Source organism: Allobosea sp. TND4EK4 (genome assembly GCF_900156025.1).
GTDB lineage: Bacteria > Pseudomonadota > Alphaproteobacteria > Rhizobiales > Beijerinckiaceae > Allobosea.
Map to the genome: position 1 here is coordinate 59,099 of NZ_FTMO01000003.1, position 23,080 is coordinate 82,178.

Below are 23,080 nucleotides of genomic sequence, written 5' to 3' on the forward strand. Positions count from 1 at the left end.
GCAGCGCGGCCTGATGGCTGGCCGGTCGCCGCTCGCTGTACATCGGGCAAGAGCGTTTACAGCGCCGGCTTTCGCCCCTATCTCAAGCCCCGACAAGAACAGCGCCCCGCAAGGTGGACAGGACCGATGAGACCCGAAATTCAGACGCAGCTCGAAAACGCCAAGCAGTCGATCGGACTGCTGAGGAGGCATCTTTGACTGGGATCAAGCCCAGCGACGCCTCGCCGAACTGAACGCCCTCTCCGAGGGGCCCGACTTCTGGAATGATGCCGACGCCGCGCAGAAGCTGATGCGCGAGCGCACCTCGCTGGAAACGCAGATCGAGGGCATCACGAAGCTCGAACGCGATCTCGACGACGCCCTGACGCTGATCGAACTCGGCGAGATGGAAGGCGACGCCGCCACCGTCACCGAGGGCGAGCAGGCGATCAAGGCCGTCCAGGACGAAGCGGCCCGGCTGCAGGTCGAGACCCTGCTCTCGGGCGAGGCCGACATGCTCGATACCTATATCGAGATCCATCCCGGCGCGGGTGGTACGGAATCCCAGGACTGGGCCGAGATGCTGCTGCGCATGTATCGGCGCTGGGGCGAGCGGCGGAAGTTCAAGGTCGAGACCCTGGAATACCAGGATGGCGACACCGCCGGCATCAAGTCGGCCACCCTCCAGTTCAAGGGGCACAATGCCTATGGCTGGCTGAAGACCGAATCCGGGGTGCATCGCCTGGTGCGCATCTCGCCGTTCGATTCGAACGCGCGGCGGCAGACCTCCTTCGCCTCGGTCTGGGTCTACCCGGTGGTGGACGACCGCATCGTCATCGACATCAACGAGTCGGACTGCCGGATCGACACCTACCGCGCGCAAGGAGCGGGCGGGCAGCACATCAACACGACCGATTCGGCCGTGCGCATCACGCATATCCCGTCTGGCATCGCGGTGTCGTGCCAGCAGGAGCGCTCCCAGCACAAGAACCGCGCCAAGGCCTGGGACATGCTGCGGGCTCGCCTCTACGAGGTCGAGCTGAAGAAGCGCGAGGAGAAGGCCAACGCCGAGCAAGCCTCGAAGACCGACATCGGCTGGGGCCACCAGATCCGCTCCTATGTGCTGCAGCCCTACCAGCTGGTGAAGGATCTGCGCACGGGCGTGGCCTCGACGGACCCGTCAGAGGTGCTCGATGGTGCGCTCGACCCCTTCATGGAAGCGTCACTGGCGCAACGCGTCTACGGCACCGAGGTCGAGGTCGAGGATATCGACTAGGCGGGACGCATCATTCCCGGGCCGCGCTCGCGCGGGCCCGGGAAGCTCGTTCAGAAGACGGCACGATCGATGCCTGAAATGCTCGGGGCGCTCCCGAGCATTTCTGTTTCAGCCGAAGATCCCCGCCAGCTTCGCGCCGGCCCTGAGGAAGCGAGTCGGATCGACGGGCTCCTCGTTGACGCGAGTCTCGTAGTGCAGGTGAGGGCCGGTCGACCGGCCCGTCGAGCCGACCTTGCCGAGAACACTGCCGGCCTTCACGGTCTGGCCGACCGAAACCGAGATGGCCGACATGTGCGCGTAGCGGGTGCTCAGGCCGTTGGCGTGCTCGACCTCGACCATGTTGCCGTAGCCGCCGTTATATTCGGCCACCACGACCTTGCCGGGAGCCGTCGCCAGAATCGGCGAGCCCGGTTCGGCACGGAAATCGACGCCGGTGTGCATGGCGAGGCCGCGCGTGAACGGGTCGGTGCGATAGCCGAAGTTCGAGGTGAAATCGTGCTCTCCGCCCATCGGGCGGGCGAGCGGCATCTGCGAGACCACCCCCTTGAGGCGGAGCAATGTCGCCAGCCGCGGCTGGATGTCGTTGATGGCCGCGCCGAAGGGGCCGGCGGAGGTATCGAGCCTGACGGGAACGAAGGGGCCGCCCGTGCCGCCATCGACGCTCGCCGGGGCTGCCAGGCGGTCGATGTTCAGTCCGGTCTCCGCGAGCGCGCTCTTCAGCTGGGTCTGCGTCGCAGCCAGCTTGTCGTCCATGTCCTTCAGGGCCGCGAGCTGCGCGTCCGAGGTGCGGGCGATCGCATCGTCCAGGCGGGCCAGCGTCGCCTCGACGCGCTTGGCCGGCGGCTCCGGCTGCGGCGCCTCGCCCGATTGCCAGCCGCCCGAGGCCTCTGCCGAGCTCGGCCGCATCGGCAGTGGCGCGCGCTCGGGGGCCGGCATCGGCTTGCCGGGGAGGATCGGCGCGAAGCTGGTGACGCCGGAGGCACGGATCGGCTCTTCGGGCTTGGCGACGCGGGGGCGCAGGGGCAGCTTGTTCGCAGGCGCGATCCCGTTGCTCTGGAGCATATCGGCGAGGGCGCTGACCAGCGACTGGCGTGATTCGAGCTCCGCCTGGCGGGTGGCGAGTTCGTCGACGCGGGATTCGACGCCGTCCTGGTCGAGCAGCGCCTTGCTGGCGTAACGGTCGATATCGGCCCTCAGCGCAGCGATGCGATCCTCATAGGCGTATTGCCGGCTGGTTTCGCGGGCGATCATCCGCGCGGCCAGATCGTCCTTGCTGAGGATGTACCAGCCGGCCGTGCCGCTGCATGCGGTCATCAGAGCCAGCCAGCCGAGCCCGAGCAGTATCGTCGAGCGGCGCACAGTGTAGGTCTTGTGGACGATCAACCCCGCAGTCGGAAGGGCCGGGGCGGGGAACGCGTGGGAATGCATGAGCGGGACCGGAAGTTACGCTGCCGATACCGCTCATCAGGCATTGTTAGGGTTAATCTTTCGCAAACCGGCCAGGGCCTTTTCAGAGCGCCTGCGCCGCCTCGAGCACCTCCTGGGCGTGGCCGGCGACTTTCACCTTGCGCCAGATCCGGGCGATGCGCCCCTCGGCGTCGATCAGGAAGGTCGAGCGCTCCAGCCCCATGTAGCTGCGGCCATACATGCTCTTCTCGACCCAGATGCCGTAAGCCTCGGCCAGCGCCTGGCTCTCGTCGGCCAGAAGGGGGAAGGTCAGTTCATGCTTCTGCTTGAAGCGATCGTGCCGCTTGGCGGGATCGGGCGAGACGCCCACGATCGCCGTCCCGCAAGCCTCGAACGCCGCCCGCAGCCCGTTGAACGCGATCGCCTCCTGCGTGCAGCCGGGCGTATCGTCCTTGGGGTAGGCGTAGAGCACGAGCTTGCGCCCCCTGAAGTCCGCCAGCGACAATTCTCCGCCGCCATCGCGCGGCAGCCTGAAATCCGGGGCGGCGTCGCCTTCCTGCAAGTCCATCGAATTGCCTTCCTTTCGTCGCCTTCGCGGGGCAAGGACCCGGTCTGCCGCTCGGCAGGCCGGGGCGGCATCAACTGGCGACGGAACCGGCAAGCCCGGGTGGGGTTGCCGAATCGTATCGTCAGGCCACATCGACATCCATGACGTCGGGGAACAGGGCGGCAAGGGGTCATCGGCGCTGCCTGTTCGCATTGTGAAAAGTCTCCAGGAGATCACGCGGTTTTGACGGAGCAGCACCCAGCGGGACCGTGGCCGGAGGAAGCGAGGGCGCTCTCTTCCGATGCCGACGCTTGCGAGGCCGCGGTGGTGGAGCGGGCCCGCGCCGGGCTGGCGACGATCTGCGTCGCGATCGTGGTGGCGGTGATGGTGCTTGCCGCCTCCGCGGCCACGCTGCTCGTCACCGGCATCGTCCCGCTGTCCGGGCTGGAAGGGCGGATTTCGAGCGCGATCGAGGAGCGGCTCGGGCCGGGCTGGACGGTCGAGGCGGCCTCTGCCGAACTCGGACGCGCCGATGGCCATTCCCAATTGCGCGTGCGGCAAGTGGCCTTCCGCCACTCCAGCGGCGCCATCATCCGGGCCCCCGAAGCGGTGCTGGGCTATGATCCGCTCTCCCTGCTGCGCGGCGACATCAGGCTGACCTCGGTCGACCTGCGCGGCGTCAATGTCCGGCTTGGCGTGGACAAGGCGGGCGCGCTCGTCGTCAACGCCGATTCGGCGCCCGCAGAGGCGCCGCCTGCTCCCTCCCTGCCGGATGCGGCGCAGTGGAACGCCTTCACCGGCATCATGAGCGCGATCTCCACGCTCGCGCGCGGCGACGGCCTTCTAGGCGCGCTGGAGACGGCCGGCATGAACGGGGCGCGGCTCTCCCTTGTCGATCCGGACGGGCGGCAGACGGCGGGTCTGGAGGATGTCGAGATCAGGCTGAGCCGCGTCGGCGACAATGCGACCCGGCTGACGATGAAGGGGCGCACGGGGCAGCGCTGGAAAGAAATGGCCGTCGACATGTCCACCGACGCCGACGGCTCGCAGCGGGCGGACATCGACATCCGGCGTTTCGAGCCGGCGGAGATGGTGGCGCTGGCTTTCGGCACTGGCGGCGTGCAGCTCGAAGGCCTGCCCCTGCAGGGCCGGGCCACCCTGCGACAGGCGCCGGATGGCCGGAAATCGATCACGGCGTCGCTCGATGTGCAGGCCGGAACGGTGCGGTTCCCCGATGGGCCGCCGCCATTCAAGATCGATGCAGCGCATTTCGAGGTCGCCAGCGGGCAGGACCTCAGCCAGCTTTCGATCACGCAGGCCCGGGTCGATGCCGGGGCGACCCATTTCACGGCGACCGGCGCGCTGGGCGAGGAGGATGGCGGCTGGCGGCTGAAGCTCCAGTCCAAGGGGCAACTCGCCGGCCTCGATGCCGATCCGGCAGTGCCGATCGACCGGCTCGATCTCGAACTGAAGCTCGACCCTGCCAATTCGTCCCTGTCGATCGATTCGATGTCGCTGCGCGGGCCCAACGCCACGGTCGATATGCATGCCTTCATCCAGAAGGTCGGCGAATCGCCGCTGCAGCGCTTCCATGTCGAGGCTCGCGACTCCGATGCGCGGGCCCTGCTGGCGATCTGGCCGGGCTTCACCTCGCCCGATGCGCACGAGACGCTGCGTCGCCAACTCGCCGCCGGCCGGATGAAGTCGGTGGTCGTCGACCTGGACCTTCCGGCGGCCGACCATGCCAGGCTGGTACACGGCGCCGGCATGCCGGACGGTTCGCTCAGCGTGCTCATCGATGGCGAGCGGGTTCGCTACCTGCCCGACCCCGGCCTGCCGCCGCTGATCGACGCCATCGTGACCGGCAAGGTCTCGGGCCGCTCGGTCCAGCTGGCGATCGGCAAGGCCACGGCCGATCTCGGCAATGGACGCACGCTGCAGATGAGCGAGGGCAGCTTCGCGATCCCGGATTTCTGGGTGCATCGCGCGCCGGCCAGTGTCGGCTTCAGAGCGACGGGTTCGATGGATGCTCTGGCGGCGCTGTTCGCCTTTCCGAGCGTCAAGGATTTCAGCCCCGGCAAGATCGACCCGGCTGCGATCAAGGGGATGAGTGACCTCAAGGTCGGGATCACCTTGCCGCTCGCGCCCGACCTGAAGAGCGACGAGATCGCCATTTCCGGCAATGGCAGCCTGTCGAACGTCGCATCGGACACGCTGCTGGGCACCGAAAAGCTCGAAGGCGGAACGTTCGCCGCCAGCTTCGACCGCAACGGCCTGTCGATCCGCGGCGATGCCCGCGTCGGAGGCGACAAGGCGCAGGTCGACATCCGGCAGAATGCCAAGGGACAGGGTGAAGCGACGCTGCAGCTGGCGCTGGATGCAGCCGCCCGGCAGAGGCGCGGCTTCGGCCCCGACGCGGGAATCTCAGGCACGCTTCCGGTCAAGGTCGTGAAAGGCTTCGGCAAGAGCGGGGATGCTCCTCCCCATGTCGAGATCGATCTCGCCAAGGTCGGGCTCGATGCGCCGATTCCGGGCCTGAGCAAGGCCGTGGGCAAGCCCGGCAAGCTGGCGTTCAACTACCTGGTCTCGAGCGATGGACCGGATCTCGAGGACTTCCAGTTCGAGGCCGGAGCGGCGGTCATCAAGGGGCGCATCGAACTCGACAGGAAGAACGGTCTGGAGAGCGCGAGCTTCTCGCAGTTCAGGCTCTCTCCCGGAGACAGCCTGAAGGTCGACGCCAAGCGCGACGGCAGCGTCATCAAGCTGACGCTCCGCGGTTCCGTCGCTGATGTTCGCCCCTTCATCAAGGACCTGCAGAGCGGCGGCGCATCGACGACGCGTGCCGACCGGGCGGGTGGGCCGCAGGCGCAGCGCGGCGGAGACGTCGATATCGACCTCGACGTGCCGATCCTGACGGGCTTCAACAGCGAGGCCATCACCAACGGAACGCTGAAGCTCTCGCGCCGCAACGGCGATATCCGCTCGCTCTCCTTCCAGGGCCGCATCGGCAAGGCCGACGTCACCGCGAGGCAGCCGCGCACGGCCGACAAGCTCGTCGTCCAGTCCGAAAACGGTGGGTCGCTGCTGCGCTTCCTCGACCTCTACAACAAGGCCCATGGTGGCGATCTCGTCCTGACCATGGGCGGCGGCGAAAGCCAGAGCGGAGACCTGCTCTACCGCAACTTCATGGTGCGCAACGAGCCGGCGCTGAAGCGGGTCGTCGCCTCGCAACCCTCCGCCACCACGGGCGACGGCAGCGCCGCCGGGGCGGCACCGCGCATCGATGTCAGCGACGTGGAGTTCACCAAGCTGCGGGCCGAGTTCACCCGTTCGGCGAGCCGCCTCGACGTTTCCGACATGGTGATCTGGGGCCAGCAGATCGGCTTCACCCTGCAGGGCCATGTCGATTACGGGCGCGACAGGGTCGATATCGGCGGCACTTTCGTGCCGGGCTACGCCTTCAACAACGCGTTTGCGCAGGTGCCTGTGGTCGGCGCGCTGCTCGGCGGCGGCAGCCAGTATGGCGGGCTCTTCGCCGTGAACTTCCGCATCTCCGGCGCGGCGAGCGCGCCGACGATGTCGATCAACCCGCTGTCGGCGATGGCCCCCGGCATCCTGCGGCGCTTCGTCGATCCGCTCGGCGGCGCGCCGGCGCAGAAGCCGATCCAGCCCCAGCAGCCGGCGACGCGGCCCTGAGCCTGCGGCCGGCTATTCCGGCCGCAGAAGGACGTGCTTCTTCTTGCCGAAGGAGAGCTTGATCACGCCGTCGGCGGTCAGTTCGGGCAGGCCCAGCGTCGCGCGCTCGTCGGTGACCACGGCGTCGTTGACGCGCAGGCCACCGGCCTTCACCTGACGGCGGGCTTCGCCGGTGGAGGGCACGAGGCCCGCCTTGACGAAGGCGGTGAGCACGCCGAGCCCTGGCTCGAGTTCAGCGCGGGAGACCGCGACGCTCGGCAGGTCCGTCGCGGTTTCGCCCTGCTCGAAGGTCTTGCGGGCGGTCTCGGCCGCAGCCTCTGCGGCCTCGCGGCCATGGACGATGGCGGTGATCTCGGTCGCCAGAACCTTCTTGGCCTCGTTGATCTCCGAGCCGCCGAGCGCCGCGAGCTTCGCGATCTCGTCCAGCGGCAGGCGCGTGAACACCTTCAGGAAGCGGCCGACATCGGCGTCCTCGGTGTTGCGGAAATACTGCCAGAAATCATAGGGGCTGAAGACGTCGGCATTCAGCCAGACGGCGCCATTGGCGGTCTTGCCCATCTTGGCGCCGGAGGCGGTCGTCAAGAGCGGCGTCGTCACGCAGTAGAGCTGCGGCCCGCCCATCCGGTGCGAGAGATCGACGCCGTTGATGATGTTGCCCCACTGGTCGGAGCCGCCCATCTGCAGCCGGCAGCCATAGCGCCGGTTGAGCTCGACGAAGTCGTAGCCCTGCATGATCATGTAGTTGAATTCGAGGAAGGACAGCGACTGCTCGCGGTCGAGCCGGAGCTTGACCGAGTCGAAGGAGAGCATCCGGTTGACCGAGAAATGCCGGCCGACCTCGCGCAGGAACTCGACATAGTTCAGCTTCAGCAGCCAGTCGGCATTATTGGCCATCAGCGCATTGGTCGGCCCGTCGCCATAGTGCAGGATGCGGCCGAAGACCCGCTTGATGCTTTCGATGTTGGTCGCGATCTCCTCGACCGTCAGCAGCTTGCGCTGGTCGTCGCGGAAGGAGGGGTCGCCAACCATCGAGGTGCCGCCGCCCATCAGCGTGATCGGCCGGTGCCCGGTCTCCTGGAACCAGTAGAGCATCGTCAGCGAGATCAGGTTGCCGATATGGATGCTGGTCGCCGTCGCGTCATAGCCGACATAGGCGGTCTGGACGCCCTGACGGCAGAGCGCGTCGAGGCCCTCCGGATCGGAGACCTGGTGGATCAGGCCGCGCTCGTCGAGAACGCGCAGGAAATCGGATTTGTAGGTGCTCATGGTTTCGGCTCTGGTTTCGAGCGAGAACGGTACGGGTCGTCATGCCCGCCCTTGTGGCGAGCGCCCACGTCTTGAACACAGGTCTCGACCAGGAAAGACGTGGATGGCCGGGACGAGCCCGACCATGACGAGCGGGGACCGATCAGACCTGCTCCTGCTCGGACTTCATGATCTCGGGGCCGACATTGCGGTCGAGATAGGCGCCGACCTGGCTCATCAGCACGTCGACCTTGCCGTCGAAGAAGTGATTGGCGCCCTCGACCACGGTGTGTTCGATCTGGATGCCCTTCTGGGTCTTCACCTTCTCGATCACCGCCATCACCTCCTTGACCGGCGCGACGCGGTCCTCCGAGCCGTGGACGAACAGGCCGGAAGACGGGCAGGGCGCCAGGAAGGAGAAGTCGTAGCGGTTGGCCATCGCGGCGATGGAGAGAAAGCCCTCGATCTCGGGCCGGCGCATCAGGAGCTGCATGCCGATCCAGGCGCCGAACTGCACGCCCGTGACCCAGCAGCTCTTCGCCTCGGGGTTCAGCGCCTGCATCCAGTCGAGCGCTGCGGCGGCATCCGAAAGCTCGCCCGCGCCGTGGTCGAAATGTCCCTGGCTCCGGCCGACGCCACGGAAGTTGAAGCGCAGCGCGGAAAAGCCCCGGTTCACGAAGGTGTAGAACAGGTTGTAGACGATCTGATTGTTCATCGTCCCGCCGAACTGCGGGTGCGGGTGCAGGATGATCGCCAGCGGCGCGCCCCGCTTCTTGGCGGGCTGGTAGCGGCCTTCGATCCGGCCTGCCGGCCCGTTGAAAATAACCTCTGGCATCGTCTCACCGGTTCTTGCGGTGGCGTCCGGCGATTCGGCCGGGCAGCGGGCGAAATAGCGCCCGACACCCGGTCCGCCTTGACGGCGCCACCTCTCGCGCCCTAGATGAAGGCGCTTAGAATTGTTCTAACAGCCGTGAACAGGTCGGGAACAAAGGCGAGATCGCCTTGTGGCGAGCGCCGCTCCCGATCCGACCCGGCTGGTTCGGATGGGCGGCTATAGCACGGCGCACTGGTGCAATTTCAAGCATTTCGTCGCGGGCAGCGTCGCGACGGACAGGACGGAGCGGACAGGAACCTTGACGGCGGCACGCGCCTATCTCGACCACAACGCCACCACGCCGGCCCGGCCGGAGGTCGTGGAGGCGATGATGCGTGCGCTCGTGCTGCCGGGTAATCCCTCGTCCGTCCATGGCGAGGGCCGGGCTGCCCGGGGGGCGATGGAGCAGGCGCGCGAGCAGGTTGCGCGGCTCGTCGGCGCCAAGGCCTCGAACGTCGTCTTCACCAGCGGCGGCACGGAAGCGAATGCAACGGCGCTCTCGCCCGGGCTGATGGATTGCGATGGCGGGCGCGATTGCGTGCGGGTTCCGGCCTCCCTGCTGCTCCACAGCGCCACGGAGCATGCCTGCGTGCGCGAGGGGCACCGCTTTCCTTCATCGGCCGCCGAGGCGCTTCCGGTCGATGGCAATGGGGTGGTCGATCTCGGCTGGCTCGATGAGCGGCTTGCGCGCTTCGCCGCGGAGCATCCCGGCGCCCGGGCCCTGGTCTCGATCCATCTGGCCAACAACGAGACCGGCGTGGTCCAGCCGGTCACTGCCGCGGCCGAAATCGTGCATCGCCATGGTGGGCTTCTCCATAGCGATGCCGTGCAGGCGGCCGGCAAGATCGCCGTCGACATCGCCGGTTCGGGCGCCGATGTGCTGACCCTGTCGGCACACAAGCTCGGCGGTCCGAAGGGCGTCGGCGCCATCGTCTTCCGCACCGGCGCGCTGGAACTCGCCGACAAGCCGTTGCGCGGCGGCGGGCAGGAGCGTGGCTGGCGGGCTGGAACCGAGAATTTGCCCGGTATCGTCGGTTTCGGGGCGGCGGCCGAGACCGCCGGACAGGTCATCCAGAGGGAAGCGGCGCGCCTCGCCGGGCTGCGCGACAGGCTCGAACGCGGCCTGCAGGCCCTTGCGCCGGAGACGGTGATCTTCGGCGCCCCCGCGCAGCGGCTGCCCAACACCAGCGCTTTCGCGACGCCTGGCCTCAAGGCCGAAGCGGCTCTGATCCACCTTGATCTGATGGGCGCGGCCCTGTCCTCGGGCTCGGCCTGCTCGTCAGGCAAGGTGAAGCGCTCGCATGTGCTCGACGCCATGAAAATCGACCCTGCCATGAGCGCAGGGGCCTTGCGGGCGTCGCTGGGATGGACCACCTGCGAGGCTGACATCGATCTCTTTCTCGCGGCCTACGGCAAGCTCGTGGCCGCGTCCGCCGATCGGAGCGCCAAGGCTGCCGCCTGACGCGTTCCGCAAGACAAGAAACTGAACCGGCGGGCCTTGAACCCGCGACTGGAGAGTAGACATGGCAGCGGTCCAGGAGACCATCGATCAGGTCAAGTCGATCGACGTGACCGAATACAAATACGGCTTCGTCACCGATATCGAGGTGGACAAGCCCGCCAAGGGCCTGAGCGAGGATACCGTCCGCTATATCTCGGCGCGCAAGAACGAGCCGGAATGGATGCTCGAATGGCGCCTCGACGCCTTCCGTCGCTGGAAGACGATGACCGAGCCGACCTGGTCGCGCGTGAACTACCCGCCGATCAACTATCAGGACATCTACTACTACGCCGCGCCGAAGAAGGGGGCTTCGCCGAAGTCGCTCGACGAGGTCGATCCGGCCATCCTTGAGACCTACAAGAAGCTCGGCATCCCGCTCAGCGAGCAGGAGATTCTGGCCGGTGTCGCGCCTGAGAATCGGGTCGCGGTCGACGCCGTGTTCGACTCGGTCTCGGTGGTGACGACCTTCAAGAAGGAGCTGGCCCAGGCCGGCGTGATCTTCTGCTCGATCTCGGACGCCATCCAGGAGCATCCCGAACTGGTGAAGAAGTACCTCGCCACCGTCGTGCCCGTGACCGACAACTACTTCGCGACGCTGAACTGCGCCGTCTTCACCGACGGCTCCTTCGTCTACATCCCCAAGGGCGTGCGCTGCCCAATGGAGCTGTCGACCTATTTCCGCATCAACGAGCAGAACACCGGGCAGTTCGAGCGCACGCTGATCATCGCGGACGAGGGCTCCTATGTCAGCTATCTCGAAGGCTGCACCGCGCCCAAGCGCGACGAGAACCAGCTCCATGCCGCGGTGGTCGAGCTGATCGCGCTCGACGATGCCGAGATCAAGTACTCGACCGTCCAGAACTGGTATCCGGGCGATTCCGAGGGCAAGGGCGGCATCTACAACTTCGTCACGAAGCGTGGCGATTGCCGGGGCAAGAACTCCAAGATCTCCTGGACGCAGGTCGAGACCGGTTCGGCGATCACCTGGAAGTATCCGTCCTGCATCCTGCGCGGCGACGGCTCGCGCGGCGAGTTCTACTCGATCGCGGTGTCGAACGGCGCCCAGCAGGTCGATTCCGGCACCAAGATGATCCATCTCGGGAAGAACACGACCTCGAAGATCATCGCTAAGGGCATCGCGGCCGGCAAGTCGGACTCGACGTATCGCGGCATGGTCTCGGCTCACCGGAAGGCGACCGGCGCCCGCAACTTCACCAATTGCGACTCGCTCCTGATCGGCGACCAGTGCGGCGCGCACACGATCCCCTATATCGAGGCCAAGACCGCGACCGCGATCTTCGAGCACGAAGCCACCACCTCGAAGATCGGCGAAGACCAGATGTTCTACTGCCAGCAGCGCGGCCTCTCCGAGGAGGAGGCGGTGGCGCTGATCGTCAACGGCTTCGTCAAGGAGGTGCTGCAGCAACTCCCGATGGAGTTCGCCGTCGAGGCGCAGAAGCTGATCACGATTTCGCTTGAAGGCTCCGTGGGCTGACGCCCGATCGTTTCCGAGATGCCCGGGTCAAGCCCGGGCATGACGCCAGGACCAGGCGCGTCATGGTCGGGCCGGACCCGACGATCTCCTGCAGAATGGAACTCTGACCAATGCTCGAAATTCGCAACCTCGTCGTCAAGATCGCCGACGAAGACAAGCAGATCCTCAACGGCCTCAACCTCACCGTCAACGACGGCGAGGTCGCGGCGATCATGGGCCCCAACGGCTCCGGCAAGTCGACGCTAAGCTATGTCATCGCCGGCAAGGAGGACTATGAGGTCCTCGACGGCGAGATCCTGCTGAATGGCGAGAACGTGCTGGAGATGGAGGCCGATGCCCGCGCCGCCGCCGGCATCTTCCTCGCCTTCCAGTACCCGCTGGAGATTCCCGGCGTCGCCACCATGACCTTCCTCAAGGCGGCGATGAACGCCCAGCGCCGCGCCCGCGGCGAGGCCGAGCTGCTGACTCCCGACTTCATCAAGGCCGTCAACGGCGCCGCCGATAAGCTCGGAATCGCCAAGGACATGCTGCGCCGGCCGCTCAATGTCGGCTTCTCCGGCGGTGAGAAGAAGCGCATGGAAATCCTTCAGATGGCTCTGCTTTCGCCGTCCATGTGCATCCTCGACGAGACCGATTCCGGCCTCGACATCGACGCGCTGCGCATCGTCGCCGAGGGCGTCAACGCGCTGCGCGACAAGAGCCGCGGCTTCCTCGTCATCACCCATTACCAGCGCCTGCTCGACCATATCGTGCCCGACACCGTGCACGTCATGTCGAAGGGCCGGATCGTGAAGACGGGCGGCAAGGAGCTGGCGCTGGAGCTCGAGAAGAGCGGCTACGCCTCCTATGTGGAGGCCGCCTGATGGCCATCGTCACCCCGCTGAAGACGGCCGCCGAACAGGCGCTGGTCCAGCAATACGCGGACGCCAAGGCCGAGCTGCCGGGCGGTCCCGCCGTGCGGAAGCTGCGCGAGGACGCCTTCGCCGGCTTCGAGGCCAAGGGCCTGCCGCATCGCCGGCTGGAATCCTGGCGCTATACCGACCTGCGCAGCCTGCTGCGCGAGGCGCGCCCGCTCGCCGATGGCGTCAAGGTGACCGATGCGGTCAAGGCGCGGCTCGCCTCGCTCAAGCTCGACGGGCTGCGTCTCGTGCTGGTCGATGGCGTCTTCGCGCCGGAGCTGTCGATGCTCGACGCCATTCCCGAAGGCCTCACGGTGCAGTCGCTCGCCGATGCGCTCGTGCAGCCCCGCGAGGATCTGGCACGCGTGCTCTCCGGCCCCTCGGTCGGCGCCGATGATGCGGGCCTGGCCCTCAACACAGCCCTGATGCGCGACGGCGTCTTCGTCGAGGTCGCGGACGGCGTCGCGCTGGCGCAGCCGGTCGTGATCGTCTCGCTCGCGTCGGCCGAGGCGGAGCGGGCGGCGTTCCACCGCTCGGTCGTGCTCGCCGGCAAGGGCGCCAAGGCGACCATCGTCGAGGTCAGCGAAGCCGCCGGCCCGGCTGCTCAACAGGTGAACGGCGCCATCGTCTTCGAGACGGGAGACGAGAGCGACATCCAGCATGTCCGCATGATCACCCGCCACCAGGCCGCGAGCGTCGAGGTGCAGAGCCTGCTCGTGACCGTCGGCGCGCATGCGAAGTTCGATTCCTTCGCGCTGGTCTGCAATGCCGGCACGGTGCGCCAGCAGCATTTCGTCCGCTTCGCCGGCGAGCACACCGAGATCGGGCTGCGTGGCATCAACCTGATCAACAAGGCGCAGCATTCCGACGTCACGCTCGTCGTGGATCACGCGGTCCCGCACGGGACCAGCCGCGAGCTCTACAAGACCATTGCGGGCGGCGAGGCCACCGGCGTCTTCCAGGGCAAGGTCGTGGTGCGGCCGCATGCGCAGAAGACCGATGGCGGCATGAAGAGCAATGCGCTCCTCCTCAACGAGGGCGCGGCCATGTTCAACAAGCCCGAGCTCGAAATCTTCGCCGACGACGTGGTCTGCGGCCATGGCGCCACTGTCGCGCAGATCGACTCCGAGCAGCTCTTCTACCTGATGGCGCGCGGCCTGCCGCGGGCCCAGGCCGAGGCTCTGGTTCTCCAGGCCTTCGCCGGGGAAGCGGCGGAGTTCATCGGCGATGAGGCCATCCGCGAGCTGGTGATGGGCGAAGTCGAGGCCTGGCTGAAGGCGCGCGAGGCTGCTGCCGAGGTGAGCACCGTCTGATGCCCTACATCAATCTCCAGATCACGAAGGGCGCGACGCGCGAGCAGAAGGCGCAGATCGTCAAGGAGTTCACCGAGACCCTGGTGAAGGTGCTCGGCAAGAACCCGCAGAACACCCATATCGTGATCCAGGAGATCGAGCGGGAGGATTGGGGGCATGCCGGCGAGCTCGTCGCCGGCCGCCAGCCCGATCCCGGAAAGGCCCGAGCATGAATGCGGTCACCGGCCAGCCGACGTTGCGGCCCTATGACGTCGAGGCGGTGCGGCGAGACTTCCCGATCCTGTCGCGCGAGGTCTACGGCAAGAAGCTCGTCTACCTCGACAACGCCGCCTCGGCGCAGAAGCCGAATGCGGTGATCGATGCGATGTCGACACTGCTGCGCGAGGACTATTCCAACGTCCATCGCGGGCTCCACTACCTTGCTAATGCTTCGACGGAAGCCTATGAATCCGCTCGTGAAAGTGCCCGTCGTTTTCTCAATGCCAAGCATCTCGAAGAGATCGTCTTCACGCGGTCGTCGACCGGCGCGCTGAACCTCGTCGCCTCCTCGCTCGGGCGTCATCTGGACCTCGGCGAGGGCGACGAGATCATCGTCTCGATCCTGGAGCATCACTCCAACATCGTGCCCTGGCACTATTGGCGCGAGCGGTGCGGCGCCGTGATCAAATGGGCGCCGATCGACGCGGACGGCAATTTCCTGCTCGACGAATTCGAGAAATTGATCTCGCCGCGCACCAAGGTCGTCGCCCTGACCCATATGTCGAACGCGACGGGGACGATCATCCCGATCGCGGAGGTCGCGAAGATCTGCCGGGCGCATGGCGTTCCGCTGGTGGTGGACGGCAGCCAGGGCGCAGTGCACCTGCCGGCCGACGTACAGGCGCTGGGCTGCGATTTCTACGCCTTCACCGGGCACAAGACCTATGGGCCGACCGGCTCCGGCGTGCTCTGGGGCCGCAAGGAGTGGCTCGACAAGCTTCCGCCCTATGAGGGCGGGGGCGAGATGATCGTCACCGTCACCGAGGACACGGTGACCTATAACGACCCGCCGCACCGCTTCGAGGCGGGGACGCCGGCGATCGTGGAGGCGGTGGGCCTCGGCGTCGCGCTCGACTACATGATGGCGCTCGGCCGGGAGAACATCGCAGCGCATGAGGCCAGGCTCGGCGCCTATGCCATGGAGCGGCTGGGGGAGATGAACTCCATCCGCATCTTCGGCAAGGCGCGGGAGAAGGGCGCCATCGTCGCCTTCGAGATGAAGGGCGCTCACGCGCATGACGTGGCGACGGTGATCGACCGTGCCGGCGTGGCTGTTCGGGCCGGGACCCATTGCGCCATGCCGCTTTTGGCACGATATGGTGTGACATCGACCTGCCGCGCTTCCTTCGGGCTCTACAACACGCTCGAAGAGGTGGACGCGCTGGTCGATGCGCTGCGGAAGGCCGAAAGCCTGTTCGCGTGACGCATTTTCCGGCGGAGCCGATATCGCTCCGTTCCGCGAAGATGCGATAGGACAACGAACCGGAGCCTCGCGCTTGCTCAAGAAGCGCGGTACGCTCCGACAATCGAGGATTTGAGCCTTGGCCACCTCCGAGCCGATCGCGCTGAAGGAAGACGGTTTCAAGCCGAACGAGCCGCAGGTCGGCTCCGGCACGTCGCTACCGCCCGAAGAGATCGACCGCCTGACCGATGACATCGTCGCGGCGCTGAAGACGGTCTACGATCCCGAGATTCCCGCCGACATCTACGAGCTGGGCCTGATCTATCGCGTCGATATCGCCGACGACCGCCAGGTCGCGATCGACATGACCCTGACCGCGCCGGGCTGCCCGGTCGCCGGGGAGATGCCGGTCTGGGTCGAGAACGCGGTCAGCGCGGTCCCCGGCGTCATGGGCGTGACCGTCACCATGACCTTCGACCCGCCCTGGGACCAGTCGCGCATGTCCGACGAGGCCCGCGTCGCGCTCGACATGTGGTGAGACCTCGCTCCGGTGATGGATCGCATCTCATCGCTGCATTGGTCATGAGCGGGCGCGGCTGGCAGGAATAGGCGCAGCCGCCACGGAGCCTGCCATGCCGACCTATCCCTACGAAACCCTCGATGTCTTCACGGACAAGCCGTTCGGCGGCAACCAGCTCGCCGTCTTCACCGATGCGCGGGGGCTGACCAGCGAGCAGATGCAATCGCTCGCCGCCGAGATGAACTACAGCGAGACGACCTTCGTGCTGCCGCCGGACGATCCGGCCGACGATGCGCGGGTCCGCATCTTCACGCGCACCGCCGAGATGCCCTTTGCCGGACACCCCAATGTCGGCACCGCCTTCGTGCTCGCCCGCCATGGCCGCGACCGCGGCGGCGTGCTGCGTTTCGAGGAGATCGCCGGGCTGGTCAGGGTCGAGGTCGTGCGCGATGCGTCGGGCGCGGTCACCGGCGCGACGATCGCGGCGCCCCAGCCGCTGACCAGGAGCATCGAGCTGCCGGCCGAGGCGATCGCGGCTTGCGCCGGCCTCTCGCCGTCGGACATCGTGGTGACGAACCACCGGCCTGTGCGCGCCTCGGTCGGCGTCTTCTTCGTGCTGGCGGAGGTGACGCTGGAGGCCCTTTCGCGTGCCACGCCGGATCTGAGCCATTTCCGGGCGGTGCGGGACAAGACGCCGGAGCTGGAAGGCCGCTTCTCCCTGTTCCTTTATGCGCGGGACGGAGTCGCCGACATCCGCGCCCGGATGTTCGCGCCGATCAGCGGGACCTGGGAAGACCCGGCGACCGGCAGCGCCAGCGCCACGGTCGCCGCCTTGCTGCTCTCGCTCGATCACCGGAGCGAAGCGCGCTTCACGCTGACGCAGGGCGTCGAGATGGGCCGGCCGAGCCTCCTGCACCTGACCGCGCGGCGTGGCGAGGACGGTATCCGCGCCACGGTCGGCGGCGCCTGCGTGCCGATGTTCCGTGGCGAAGCGCTGCTATAGCCCCAGCTCGGCCCGCGCCCGCCGCGTCAGCCCGGCGGCGACGAGGCGGTGGCTCTCGCGCAGATAATCCTGCAAGGCGTCGTCCGGCATGCTGTCGGGCGAGAGCCACTGGATCCATTTCATGCCGCGCGAGGCGAGATAGGGCGCCGGCCTCAACCCCGGCTGCACGGCGAGGATGTCGAAGGCCATCGGCGAGCATTTGAAGCTCGCCGCCATCTCGCCGCCCTCCTGCACGCGACCGATGGCGAAGACCTTGCCGGCGACCTTCCAGACGACGGCATCGCCCCACTGGACGACGCGATGAGCCGCCGGCAGGCTGGCGCAGAAGCCGTCGTAAGCCTGCGGCGACATCCCTCAGTAGCTTTCGGCATCGATCCCGTGAGCGGCCGCGGCCGCCACGATCTGAGACCACGTCTCGTCATCGAGCGGGATGCCGACGGCGCCGCGCTCGGCCCGCATCAGCCGCTCCTTCTCGCCCGGCACGAGGACCGGGTTGGCCGGGTCCTGCGGCTTGGCCGCATGGACGAAGGCGAGATAGCTTTCGATGCGGCTCTTGCGCAGGGCAGAGTCGGGCTCGAGCCGGGCCGGATCGAGGATCACGCCGAAGAGCGAATTGATGATCCAGGTCTTCGCCGGCTTCTCGTCGATGCGGGCGGCGCCCATCAGTCCGGCGGAGAGCAACTCGGCGATCAACGAGAGGCCCGCGCCCTTGTGGTCGCCGAAGGGAAGCAGCGCGCCGAGCGGGTGGTCGGGGCTGGCGAAGACATGGGCGGGGTCCGTCGTCGGGCGCCCCTCGCCATCGATGATGTAGCCCGGCGGCACCGGCTCGCCCTTGTTGAGCGCGACGCGGGCCTTGCCATGCGCCATCCGGCTCGTGGCAAAATCGAGGATCAGGGGGTCGCCGCCCGGGAGCGGGATGCCGATGGCGTGCGGGTTGGTGCCGAATCGGGCTTCCTTCGCGCCATAGGGTGCGACGATCGGCGGGCGCCCCGCGACATTGACCCAGAAGAACGAGATCAGGCCCGCCGCCGCCGCCACCTCGGCGTAATGGCCGATGCGGCCGATGTGATGCGAGTCGAGCAGGTTGACGATGGCGACGCCATTCGCCTTCGCCATCAGGACGGCGCGGTCCACGGCGTTGCGCGCATTGGGCTGGCCCAGCGCGATCTGGCCGTCGATGATGAGGAAGGGGGCGGCATCGAGCCGGATCGTCCCCTTTGCGGCAGGGCTGAGGTTTCCATCCGCCAGCGACTGGAAATACAGCGGGATCATCCCGACACCATGGCTGTCATGGCCGCTGAGGTTGGCCAGCACGAGATGCTCGGCCGTCTCCTGCGCTTCAGCCTCGTTCCAGCCGGCGGCGACGACCATGTCGTGGACCAGCCTGTGCAGGGCTTCGGGGCGATGAAGGCGGTAGGTCATGGCGTGGCTTCCTTTTCGGCCCCGAACTGTGCATGAGCGGCCCGCCTTCGCAATGCCGGCGGTGGAGGGGCGAGCTGGATCGGGTGCATGACGCCGCAGCATCTCGACGCGGGGCCCCGCGATCCCTATCTTAGGAACTCATCTTGCTTCACCGGGCCTTGAACCCGGTCGAGGAGGGAAACGATGTTCTCCATTCCGGGCCTCAAGGTCGTCTCACTGACCGATGCTGCCGCCGAGCGCATCGGCCAGATCATGGCGCAAGCGAACGGTGATGCGCCGGCGCTGGGTTTGCGCGTCGGCGTCAAGAAGGGCGGCTGCGCGGGTATGGAATACACCTTCGACATCGCGCGGGCGGTCGAGAAGGGCGACGAGGTGGTGACGGAGAAGGGCGCGACGGTGATCGTCGACGCGAAGGCGGTGCTGTTCCTGCTGGGCACCGAACTCGACTTCAGGACGGACCGCTTCTCCTCCACCTTCGTGTTCAACAACCCCAATCAGGTCTCGGCCTGCGGCTGCGGCGAATCGGTCGAGATCAAGCCGCGCGGCGAGGACGCTCTCGCGGCATCCTGACGATGGAGGTCGCGGCGCTGGAGGATGTTTTTGCTCCGCTCGGGCCTGTCCAGATTCGGCGGATGTTCGGCGGGCGCGGTATCTATGCCGATGGGCTGATGTTCGCGCTGGAGATCGGCGGCGTCATCTACCTGAAAACCTGCGAGGCGAACCGCTCGGCCTTCCGCGAGAGCGGCAGCGAACCTTTTCGCTATGTCTCCCGCGGGGCAGAGCGGGAGACCAGCTATTGGCGGCTCCCCGACAATGCGCTGGACGATCCGGACATCTTGGCCGGCTGGGTGACCTTGGCGCGGCAAGCCGCTACGACGACCGCGACGGTCAGGCGACGCGGCTCGCTGGCTCGAAAGCTTCCTCGGTAACGGTGCGGTTGCGACCGTCGCGCTTGGCCTGCATCAGCGCCTGGTCGGCGCGATCGACGAGCGAGCCGGAGGTGTCGCCGCGGCGGTACATCGCCACGCCGAGCGAGATGGTGATGCGGCCGAGATTCTCGTTGGTGGAGCGCTTGATCAGCTCGCGCGTCAGCAGCGCCTGCCGGACCGTCTCGGCGCCGAACTTGCCGGCGATGACGTCCGCCTCCGGCAGGATGATGGCGAATTCCTCGCCGCCGAAGCGGCTGATGACCGCCTTCTCCTTGAACTTGTCCTTCATCGTGCGTGCCACGAGCCGCAGCACCTGGTCGCCCGTCAGGTGGCCATGGGCGTCGTTGAAGCGCTTGAAGAAATCGATATCGGCCATCACGACGGCGAAGGGTTCGCGGCGCAGCGTCGCCTCGTCGATCGCCTTCTGCAGCATCTCCTCGAAATGGCGGCGGTTGGCGAGGCCGGTGAGCGAGTCGGTCAGCGCCTCGGCGCGCGTCGATTCCAGTGCCTCGCGCAGATTGCGGATTTCGTTGGAGCTGTTGCGCAGTTCGGCCTCGAGCTGGGCCTTGCGCGTGATCTCCTCACGCGTCGACATCACCAGCGCCTCGACCCATTCGCGCAGCTTCTGCCGGTCCGTCGTCGGCGGAACCTCCTCGGACATGGCGGTCAGGCGGCCGTGATAGAGCTCGCTGGAGCCCAGCGCCTTGTCGACCAGTGCCATCATCGCGTCGATCTCGCCCATCACCTGCAGGCTGGTGCGTTCGGCCTGCTTGGTGAAGCGCTCGGTGCTGATGAAGCGCTCATAGACGTCGTCGATGTCGGCGGTGGTGACCTTGCCTTCGTTCCCCGCGATGATCGCGTTCAGGGCGTTGGTGACCGAAGGCATCTCGCCGCTGAGATGGGCGTACCAAACCTCGAAGGCGCGCGGGTAGGTCGGCGAATTGTGCTGGCGCATCGCGGCGAGGACGCGCTCGGCGATCTCGTGCTGTGCTGAAACAGGGGCTTCGCTCATGTCAACGCCATCCCGTACGAAGCGGGTCGTGGCCTTCGGCCACGTCAGCTTCGATCCTGAAATCGAAGCGGGACATCCTGTCCGTCTGTACGGCGGCATGCGCCCGTCCACCGCAGCAACTTCTGTCGCTTCGGCGAGAGCAAGTTAGGGGAAAGGCAGTTAAGGACCGGTTGATGCCGCTACGTTATCAGACGCGCACGGGGCGGAGCAGGAAGGCCGGCACATGGTCGCCGAGTCCCTTCACCTGCGGGCCGTCATCATCCTCGCGATCACGGCGGCGGCTGCGGCGGCCATCGCGCTCATGCGCCTCGGCACGGACGGCATCGGGCGCTTCCACCGGCGCGGGCCGGCGGCTCGGCTCGGACCTGATCGGTTCCGGACGTTCCTCGCGCTGGCGCGGCGGCGGCGCCTCCCGCTCCTCGCTGGAGCGCGCGCTGCGCTCGGGCCGGCTGCGCTCGCGGCCGCGGCTGGACGGACGCTTCTCGTCACGCCGGCCCCGGCGCTCCTCGCGCGGCTCGCCGGGTGGCAGTGCATCGAGGCCCGGTCCGTCGAAGGCGATGGACTGGCCGATGAGTTTCTCCACCGCCGCGACGAGCTTCTCGTCATGGCGCGTGACGATGGTGAAGGCGGCGCCCAGCCGGCCGGCGCGGCCGGTGCGGCCGATGCGGTGGACATAGTCCTCGGCATGGGTGGGGACGTCGAAATTGAAGACATGGCTGACCGCGGGGATGTCGAGACCGCGGGCCGCGACGTCCGACGCCACCAGGATCGGGTTCTCGCCGGTCCGGAACGACTCCAGCGCCGCCATGCGGGCGTACTGGTCCATGTCGCCATGCAGGGCCACGGCCGGGAAGCCGTGCTTCTGCAGGGATTTGTGCAGCGTCGCGACATCGCGCTTGCGGTTGCAGAAGACGATGGCGTTCTGCAGGTCGGTCGCGCCCTTGATGAGCTTGCGCAGCGTCTCGCGCTTCTCGAAATCCTGTGCGTTCGATGCGATCAGCCGCTGGGTGATCGTCGTGGCCGCCGTGGCGGGCCGGGACACCTCGACCCGCACCGGATTGTGCAGGAACTGCTCGGAAATCCGGGTGATCTCCGGCGGCATCGTCGCGGTGAAGAACAGGGTCTGCCGCGTGAAGGGCACGAGCTTGCAGACCCGCTCGATGTCCGGAATGAAGCCCATGTCGAGCATGCGGTCGGCCTCGTCGATGACGAGGAGTTCGACGCCGGTCAGCAGGAGCTTGCCGCGCTCGACATGGTCGAGCAGGCGGCCGGGCGTCGCGATCAGCACGTCGACGCCGCGGGTGATCTTGGCGTCCTGGTCGCCGAAGGAGACGCCGCCGATCAAAAGGGCGACCGAGAGCTTCTGATTGACGCCGTAGCGGGAGAAGTTCTCCTCGACCTGGGCGGCGAGTTCGCGCGTCGGCTCGAGGATCAGGGTGCGGGGCATCCGGGCGCGGGCGCGGCCCGTCTCCAGGATGGTGAGCATGGGCAGCGTGAAGGCCGCCGTCTTGCCCGTTCCGGTCTGGGCGATGCCCAGAACGTCCTTGCGGGCGAGGACATGGGGAATGGCCTGGGCCTGGATCGGGGTGGGCGTGGTATAGCCCGCCGCCGTGACAGAGGTCAGAACCTTTTCGCTGAGGCCGAGTTCGGCAAATGACATCGCGTTTGGCGCTTCTTCAGGGTCGGTGACATGCGGGCGGGATGACCTGCTCAACCGCTCGCTGGCGCGACAACAGGATTTGCGCGCCTTCGGACCCCTGTGGAATGCGCAGAAAGCGTGGCAAAGTCAATCTTCTAGCCTGAAAAAGGACGCCCTACGCCTCATGAAGGACCCGCTTGTCTTCGTTCCCGGCCTCAGCTGCAACGCTGCGCTCTACGCGCCGCAATGGAGCGCTCTCGCCGATGGACGCCTGATCCTGGTGGCCGATCACGCCCGAGACGACAGCCTTGGCGCCATCGCCGAGCGTCTGCTGGCCGCCGCTCCGCCGCGTTTCGCGCTCTGCGGGCTCTCGATGGGGGGCTATATCGCCTTCGAGGTGCTGCGGCGCGCGCCTGAGCGCGTCACGCGGCTCGCTCTGCTCGACACCAGCGCCAAGCCGGCGACGCCGGAGACAAACGAGCCGCGGGCGCAGATGATCGTCCTCGCCGAGAAGGGCGCCTATGACAACGTCACCACCCTTCTGTGGCAGCGGCTGGTCGCGCCGGCGCGCCTGACCGACGAGCCGCTGCGGCTGCTGGTAAGGGGCATGGCCGACGACGTGGGTGCCGAGGGTTTCGTCCGCCAGCAAAAGGCGATCATGCGCCGGCCGGATTCACGGCCGCTGCTCGCAGGGCTGGAGAAGCCGACGCTGGTTCTGGTCGGCGAGGAGGACGCAATCACGCCGGTGACCGAGGCGCAGGAGATGGCGGGGCTGGCGGGCGGTGCCGCGGAACTGGTCATCATGCCCCGATGCGGGCACCTGGCAACGCTGGAAGCGCCCGAGCCGGTCACCGGCGCGCTGGCGCGCTGGTTGGCCTGAGC

21 protein-coding genes are annotated in these 23,080 nt (G+C 67.2%); 13 read left to right on the forward strand and 8 right to left on the reverse strand.

All coding sequences use genetic code 11. From position 1 onward, the window contains the following. The first annotated feature begins 126 nt into the window (after positions 1–126). Positions 127–1,255, forward strand: a protein-coding gene (gene prfB / locus BW981_RS07815; protein WP_139333679.1) for a peptide chain release factor 2 whose coding sequence is annotated in 2 segments (ribosomal slippage) — positions 127–195 and positions 197–1,255 — 1,128 coding nt in all. Because the reading frame shifts where the segments join, the coding sequence is not laid out codon by codon here. A gap of 108 nt (positions 1,256–1,363) precedes the next feature. Here the strand turns inward: prfB and BW981_RS07820 are convergent. Together BW981_RS07820 and BW981_RS07825 are read right to left on the reverse strand one after the other, a co-directional pair. Beyond that, a complete protein-coding gene (locus BW981_RS07820) occupies positions 1,364–2,683 on the reverse strand; it encodes a peptidoglycan DD-metalloendopeptidase family protein (protein WP_076437895.1) in 1,320 nt (439 codons plus the stop codon). A gap of 82 nt (positions 2,684–2,765) precedes the next feature. Continuing rightward, a complete protein-coding gene (locus BW981_RS07825) occupies positions 2,766–3,230 on the reverse strand; it encodes a peroxiredoxin (RefSeq protein ID WP_076437897.1) in 465 nt (154 codons plus the stop codon). Between the two features lie 222 nt (positions 3,231–3,452). Between BW981_RS07825 and BW981_RS07830 the strand changes: the two genes are divergently transcribed. Next, the gene (locus BW981_RS07830; protein ID WP_139333680.1) at positions 3,453–6,905 is read left to right on the forward strand and encodes a DUF3971 domain-containing protein; all 3,453 of its coding nucleotides are present in this window, start codon (positions 3,453–3,455) and stop codon (positions 6,903–6,905) included. Positions 6,906–6,917: 12 nt separating this feature from the next. Here BW981_RS07830 and tyrS read toward each other — a convergent pair whose 3' ends face one another. Together tyrS and BW981_RS07840 are read right to left on the reverse strand one after the other, a co-directional pair. Next, positions 6,918–8,171, reverse strand: coding sequence for a tyrosine--tRNA ligase (gene tyrS, locus BW981_RS07835; RefSeq protein WP_076437900.1), 1,254 nt, complete (start codon positions 8,169–8,171; stop codon positions 6,918–6,920). Between the two features lie 142 nt (positions 8,172–8,313). After that, positions 8,314–8,985, reverse strand: a complete 672-nt coding sequence (locus BW981_RS07840) for an alpha/beta hydrolase (RefSeq protein ID WP_076437902.1) — start codon at positions 8,983–8,985, stop codon at positions 8,314–8,316. Positions 8,986–9,283: 298 nt separating this feature from the next. On the opposite strand from BW981_RS07840, the gene BW981_RS07845 reads away from it, so the two are divergent. The 8 genes from BW981_RS07845 to BW981_RS07880 all read left to right on the forward strand — a co-directional run bounded on the left by BW981_RS07845 (position 9,284) and on the right by BW981_RS07880 (position 17,196). Next, positions 9,284–10,486, forward strand: a complete 1,203-nt coding sequence (locus BW981_RS07845) for a cysteine desulfurase family protein (protein ID WP_076438353.1) — start codon at positions 9,284–9,286, stop codon at positions 10,484–10,486. Positions 10,487–10,547: 61 nt separating this feature from the next. Next, positions 10,548–12,020 (forward strand): Fe-S cluster assembly protein SufB, encoded by a 1,473-nt coding sequence (gene sufB / locus BW981_RS07850; RefSeq protein WP_076437904.1) that lies wholly within the window; start codon positions 10,548–10,550, stop codon positions 12,018–12,020. 110 nt (positions 12,021–12,130) lie between these two features. Then, a complete protein-coding gene (gene sufC / locus BW981_RS07855) occupies positions 12,131–12,883 on the forward strand; it encodes a Fe-S cluster assembly ATPase SufC (protein ID WP_076437906.1) in 753 nt (250 codons plus the stop codon). Beyond that, entirely contained in the window at positions 12,883–14,232 is a 1,350-nt protein-coding gene (gene sufD, locus BW981_RS07860; RefSeq protein ID WP_076437907.1) for a Fe-S cluster assembly protein SufD, read from the forward strand. The genes sufC and sufD overlap by 1 nt, the downstream gene beginning before the upstream one ends. Beyond that, complete coding sequence (locus tag BW981_RS07865; protein ID WP_076437909.1) at positions 14,232–14,444, forward strand: tautomerase family protein; 213 nt, start codon at positions 14,232–14,234, stop codon at positions 14,442–14,444. The genes sufD and BW981_RS07865 overlap by 1 nt, the downstream gene beginning before the upstream one ends. Further along, positions 14,441–15,694 (forward strand): cysteine desulfurase, encoded by a 1,254-nt coding sequence (locus tag BW981_RS07870; protein ID WP_076437911.1) that lies wholly within the window; start codon positions 14,441–14,443, stop codon positions 15,692–15,694. Before BW981_RS07865 ends, BW981_RS07870 begins: the two co-directional genes overlap by 4 nt. A gap of 136 nt (positions 15,695–15,830) precedes the next feature. Next, complete coding sequence (locus BW981_RS07875) at positions 15,831–16,211, forward strand: SUF system Fe-S cluster assembly protein (RefSeq protein WP_076438354.1); 381 nt, start codon at positions 15,831–15,833, stop codon at positions 16,209–16,211. 94 nt (positions 16,212–16,305) lie between these two features. Beyond that, complete coding sequence (locus BW981_RS07880; RefSeq protein WP_076437913.1) at positions 16,306–17,196, forward strand: PhzF family phenazine biosynthesis protein; 891 nt, start codon at positions 16,306–16,308, stop codon at positions 17,194–17,196. Here the strand turns inward: BW981_RS07880 and BW981_RS07885 are convergent. Together BW981_RS07885 and BW981_RS07890 are read right to left on the reverse strand one after the other, a co-directional pair. Next, positions 17,191–17,547: an MmcQ/YjbR family DNA-binding protein gene (locus tag BW981_RS07885; RefSeq protein WP_076437915.1), complete on the reverse strand. Its 357-nt coding sequence runs from the start codon at positions 17,545–17,547 to the stop codon at positions 17,191–17,193. The two genes, BW981_RS07880 and BW981_RS07885, sit on opposite strands and share 6 nt — an antisense overlap. A 3-nt stretch (positions 17,548–17,550) precedes the next feature. Further along, positions 17,551–18,618, reverse strand: coding sequence for a malate/lactate/ureidoglycolate dehydrogenase (locus tag BW981_RS07890; protein WP_076437917.1), 1,068 nt, complete (start codon positions 18,616–18,618; stop codon positions 17,551–17,553). A 183-nt stretch (positions 18,619–18,801) separates the two neighbouring features. Here BW981_RS07890 and BW981_RS07895 point away from each other — a divergent pair, with 183 nt between their 5' ends. Together BW981_RS07895 and BW981_RS07900 are read left to right on the forward strand one after the other, a co-directional pair. Next, complete coding sequence (locus tag BW981_RS07895) at positions 18,802–19,188, forward strand: HesB/IscA family protein (RefSeq protein WP_076437919.1); 387 nt, start codon at positions 18,802–18,804, stop codon at positions 19,186–19,188. Between the two features lie 2 nt (positions 19,189–19,190). Next, entirely contained in the window at positions 19,191–19,547 is a 357-nt protein-coding gene (locus tag BW981_RS07900) for a TfoX/Sxy family protein (RefSeq protein ID WP_076437921.1), read from the forward strand. On the opposite strand, the gene BW981_RS07905 is transcribed toward BW981_RS07900, so the two are convergent. Both BW981_RS07905 and BW981_RS07910 read right to left on the reverse strand, forming a co-directional pair. Continuing rightward, a complete protein-coding gene (locus BW981_RS07905; protein WP_076437923.1) occupies positions 19,507–20,559 on the reverse strand; it encodes a GGDEF domain-containing protein in 1,053 nt (350 codons plus the stop codon). The genes BW981_RS07900 and BW981_RS07905 overlap by 41 nt on opposite strands. 187 nt (positions 20,560–20,746) lie before the next feature. After that, on the reverse strand, positions 20,747–22,219 hold the full coding sequence (locus tag BW981_RS07910; RefSeq protein WP_076437925.1) for a DEAD/DEAH box helicase: 1,473 nt from the start codon (positions 22,217–22,219) through the stop codon (positions 20,747–20,749). 163 nt (positions 22,220–22,382) lie between these two features. Between BW981_RS07910 and BW981_RS07915 the strand changes: the two genes are divergently transcribed. Beyond that, positions 22,383–23,078 carry an alpha/beta fold hydrolase gene (locus BW981_RS07915; protein WP_076437927.1) on the forward strand — a complete coding sequence of 232 codons (696 nt, stop codon included), beginning with the start codon at positions 22,383–22,385 and terminating at the stop codon, positions 23,076–23,078. The last annotated feature ends 2 nt before the right edge of the window (positions 23,079–23,080 follow it).

Coding starts and splice junctions, on each gene's coding strand:
- BW981_RS07820 (WP_076437895.1), bottom strand. CDS start 2,683: ATGCATTCCCACGCGTTCCCCGCCCCGGCCCTTCCGACTGCGGGGTTG.
- BW981_RS07825 (WP_076437897.1), bottom strand. CDS start 3,230: ATGGACTTGCAGGAAGGCGACGCCGCCCCGGATTTCAGGCTGCCGCGC.
- tyrS (WP_076437900.1), bottom strand. CDS start 8,171: ATGAGCACCTACAAATCCGATTTCCTGCGCGTTCTCGACGAGCGCGGC.
- BW981_RS07840 (WP_076437902.1), bottom strand. CDS start 8,985: ATGCCAGAGGTTATTTTCAACGGGCCGGCAGGCCGGATCGAAGGCCGC.
- sufB (WP_076437904.1), top strand. CDS start 10,548: ATGGCAGCGGTCCAGGAGACCATCGATCAGGTCAAGTCGATCGACGTG.
- sufC (WP_076437906.1), top strand. CDS start 12,131: ATGCTCGAAATTCGCAACCTCGTCGTCAAGATCGCCGACGAAGACAAG.
- sufD (WP_076437907.1), top strand. CDS start 12,883: ATGGCCATCGTCACCCCGCTGAAGACGGCCGCCGAACAGGCGCTGGTC.
- BW981_RS07865 (WP_076437909.1), top strand. CDS start 14,232: ATGCCCTACATCAATCTCCAGATCACGAAGGGCGCGACGCGCGAGCAG.
- BW981_RS07870 (WP_076437911.1), top strand. CDS start 14,441: ATGAATGCGGTCACCGGCCAGCCGACGTTGCGGCCCTATGACGTCGAG.
- BW981_RS07880 (WP_076437913.1), top strand. CDS start 16,306: ATGCCGACCTATCCCTACGAAACCCTCGATGTCTTCACGGACAAGCCG.
- BW981_RS07885 (WP_076437915.1), bottom strand. CDS start 17,547: ATGTCGCCGCAGGCTTACGACGGCTTCTGCGCCAGCCTGCCGGCGGCT.
- BW981_RS07890 (WP_076437917.1), bottom strand. CDS start 18,618: ATGACCTACCGCCTTCATCGCCCCGAAGCCCTGCACAGGCTGGTCCAC.
- BW981_RS07895 (WP_076437919.1), top strand. CDS start 18,802: ATGTTCTCCATTCCGGGCCTCAAGGTCGTCTCACTGACCGATGCTGCC.
- BW981_RS07900 (WP_076437921.1), top strand. CDS start 19,191: ATGGAGGTCGCGGCGCTGGAGGATGTTTTTGCTCCGCTCGGGCCTGTC.
- BW981_RS07905 (WP_076437923.1), bottom strand. CDS start 20,559: ATGAGCGAAGCCCCTGTTTCAGCACAGCACGAGATCGCCGAGCGCGTC.
- BW981_RS07910 (WP_076437925.1), bottom strand. CDS start 22,219: ATGTCATTTGCCGAACTCGGCCTCAGCGAAAAGGTTCTGACCTCTGTC.
- BW981_RS07915 (WP_076437927.1), top strand. CDS start 22,383: ATGAAGGACCCGCTTGTCTTCGTTCCCGGCCTCAGCTGCAACGCTGCG.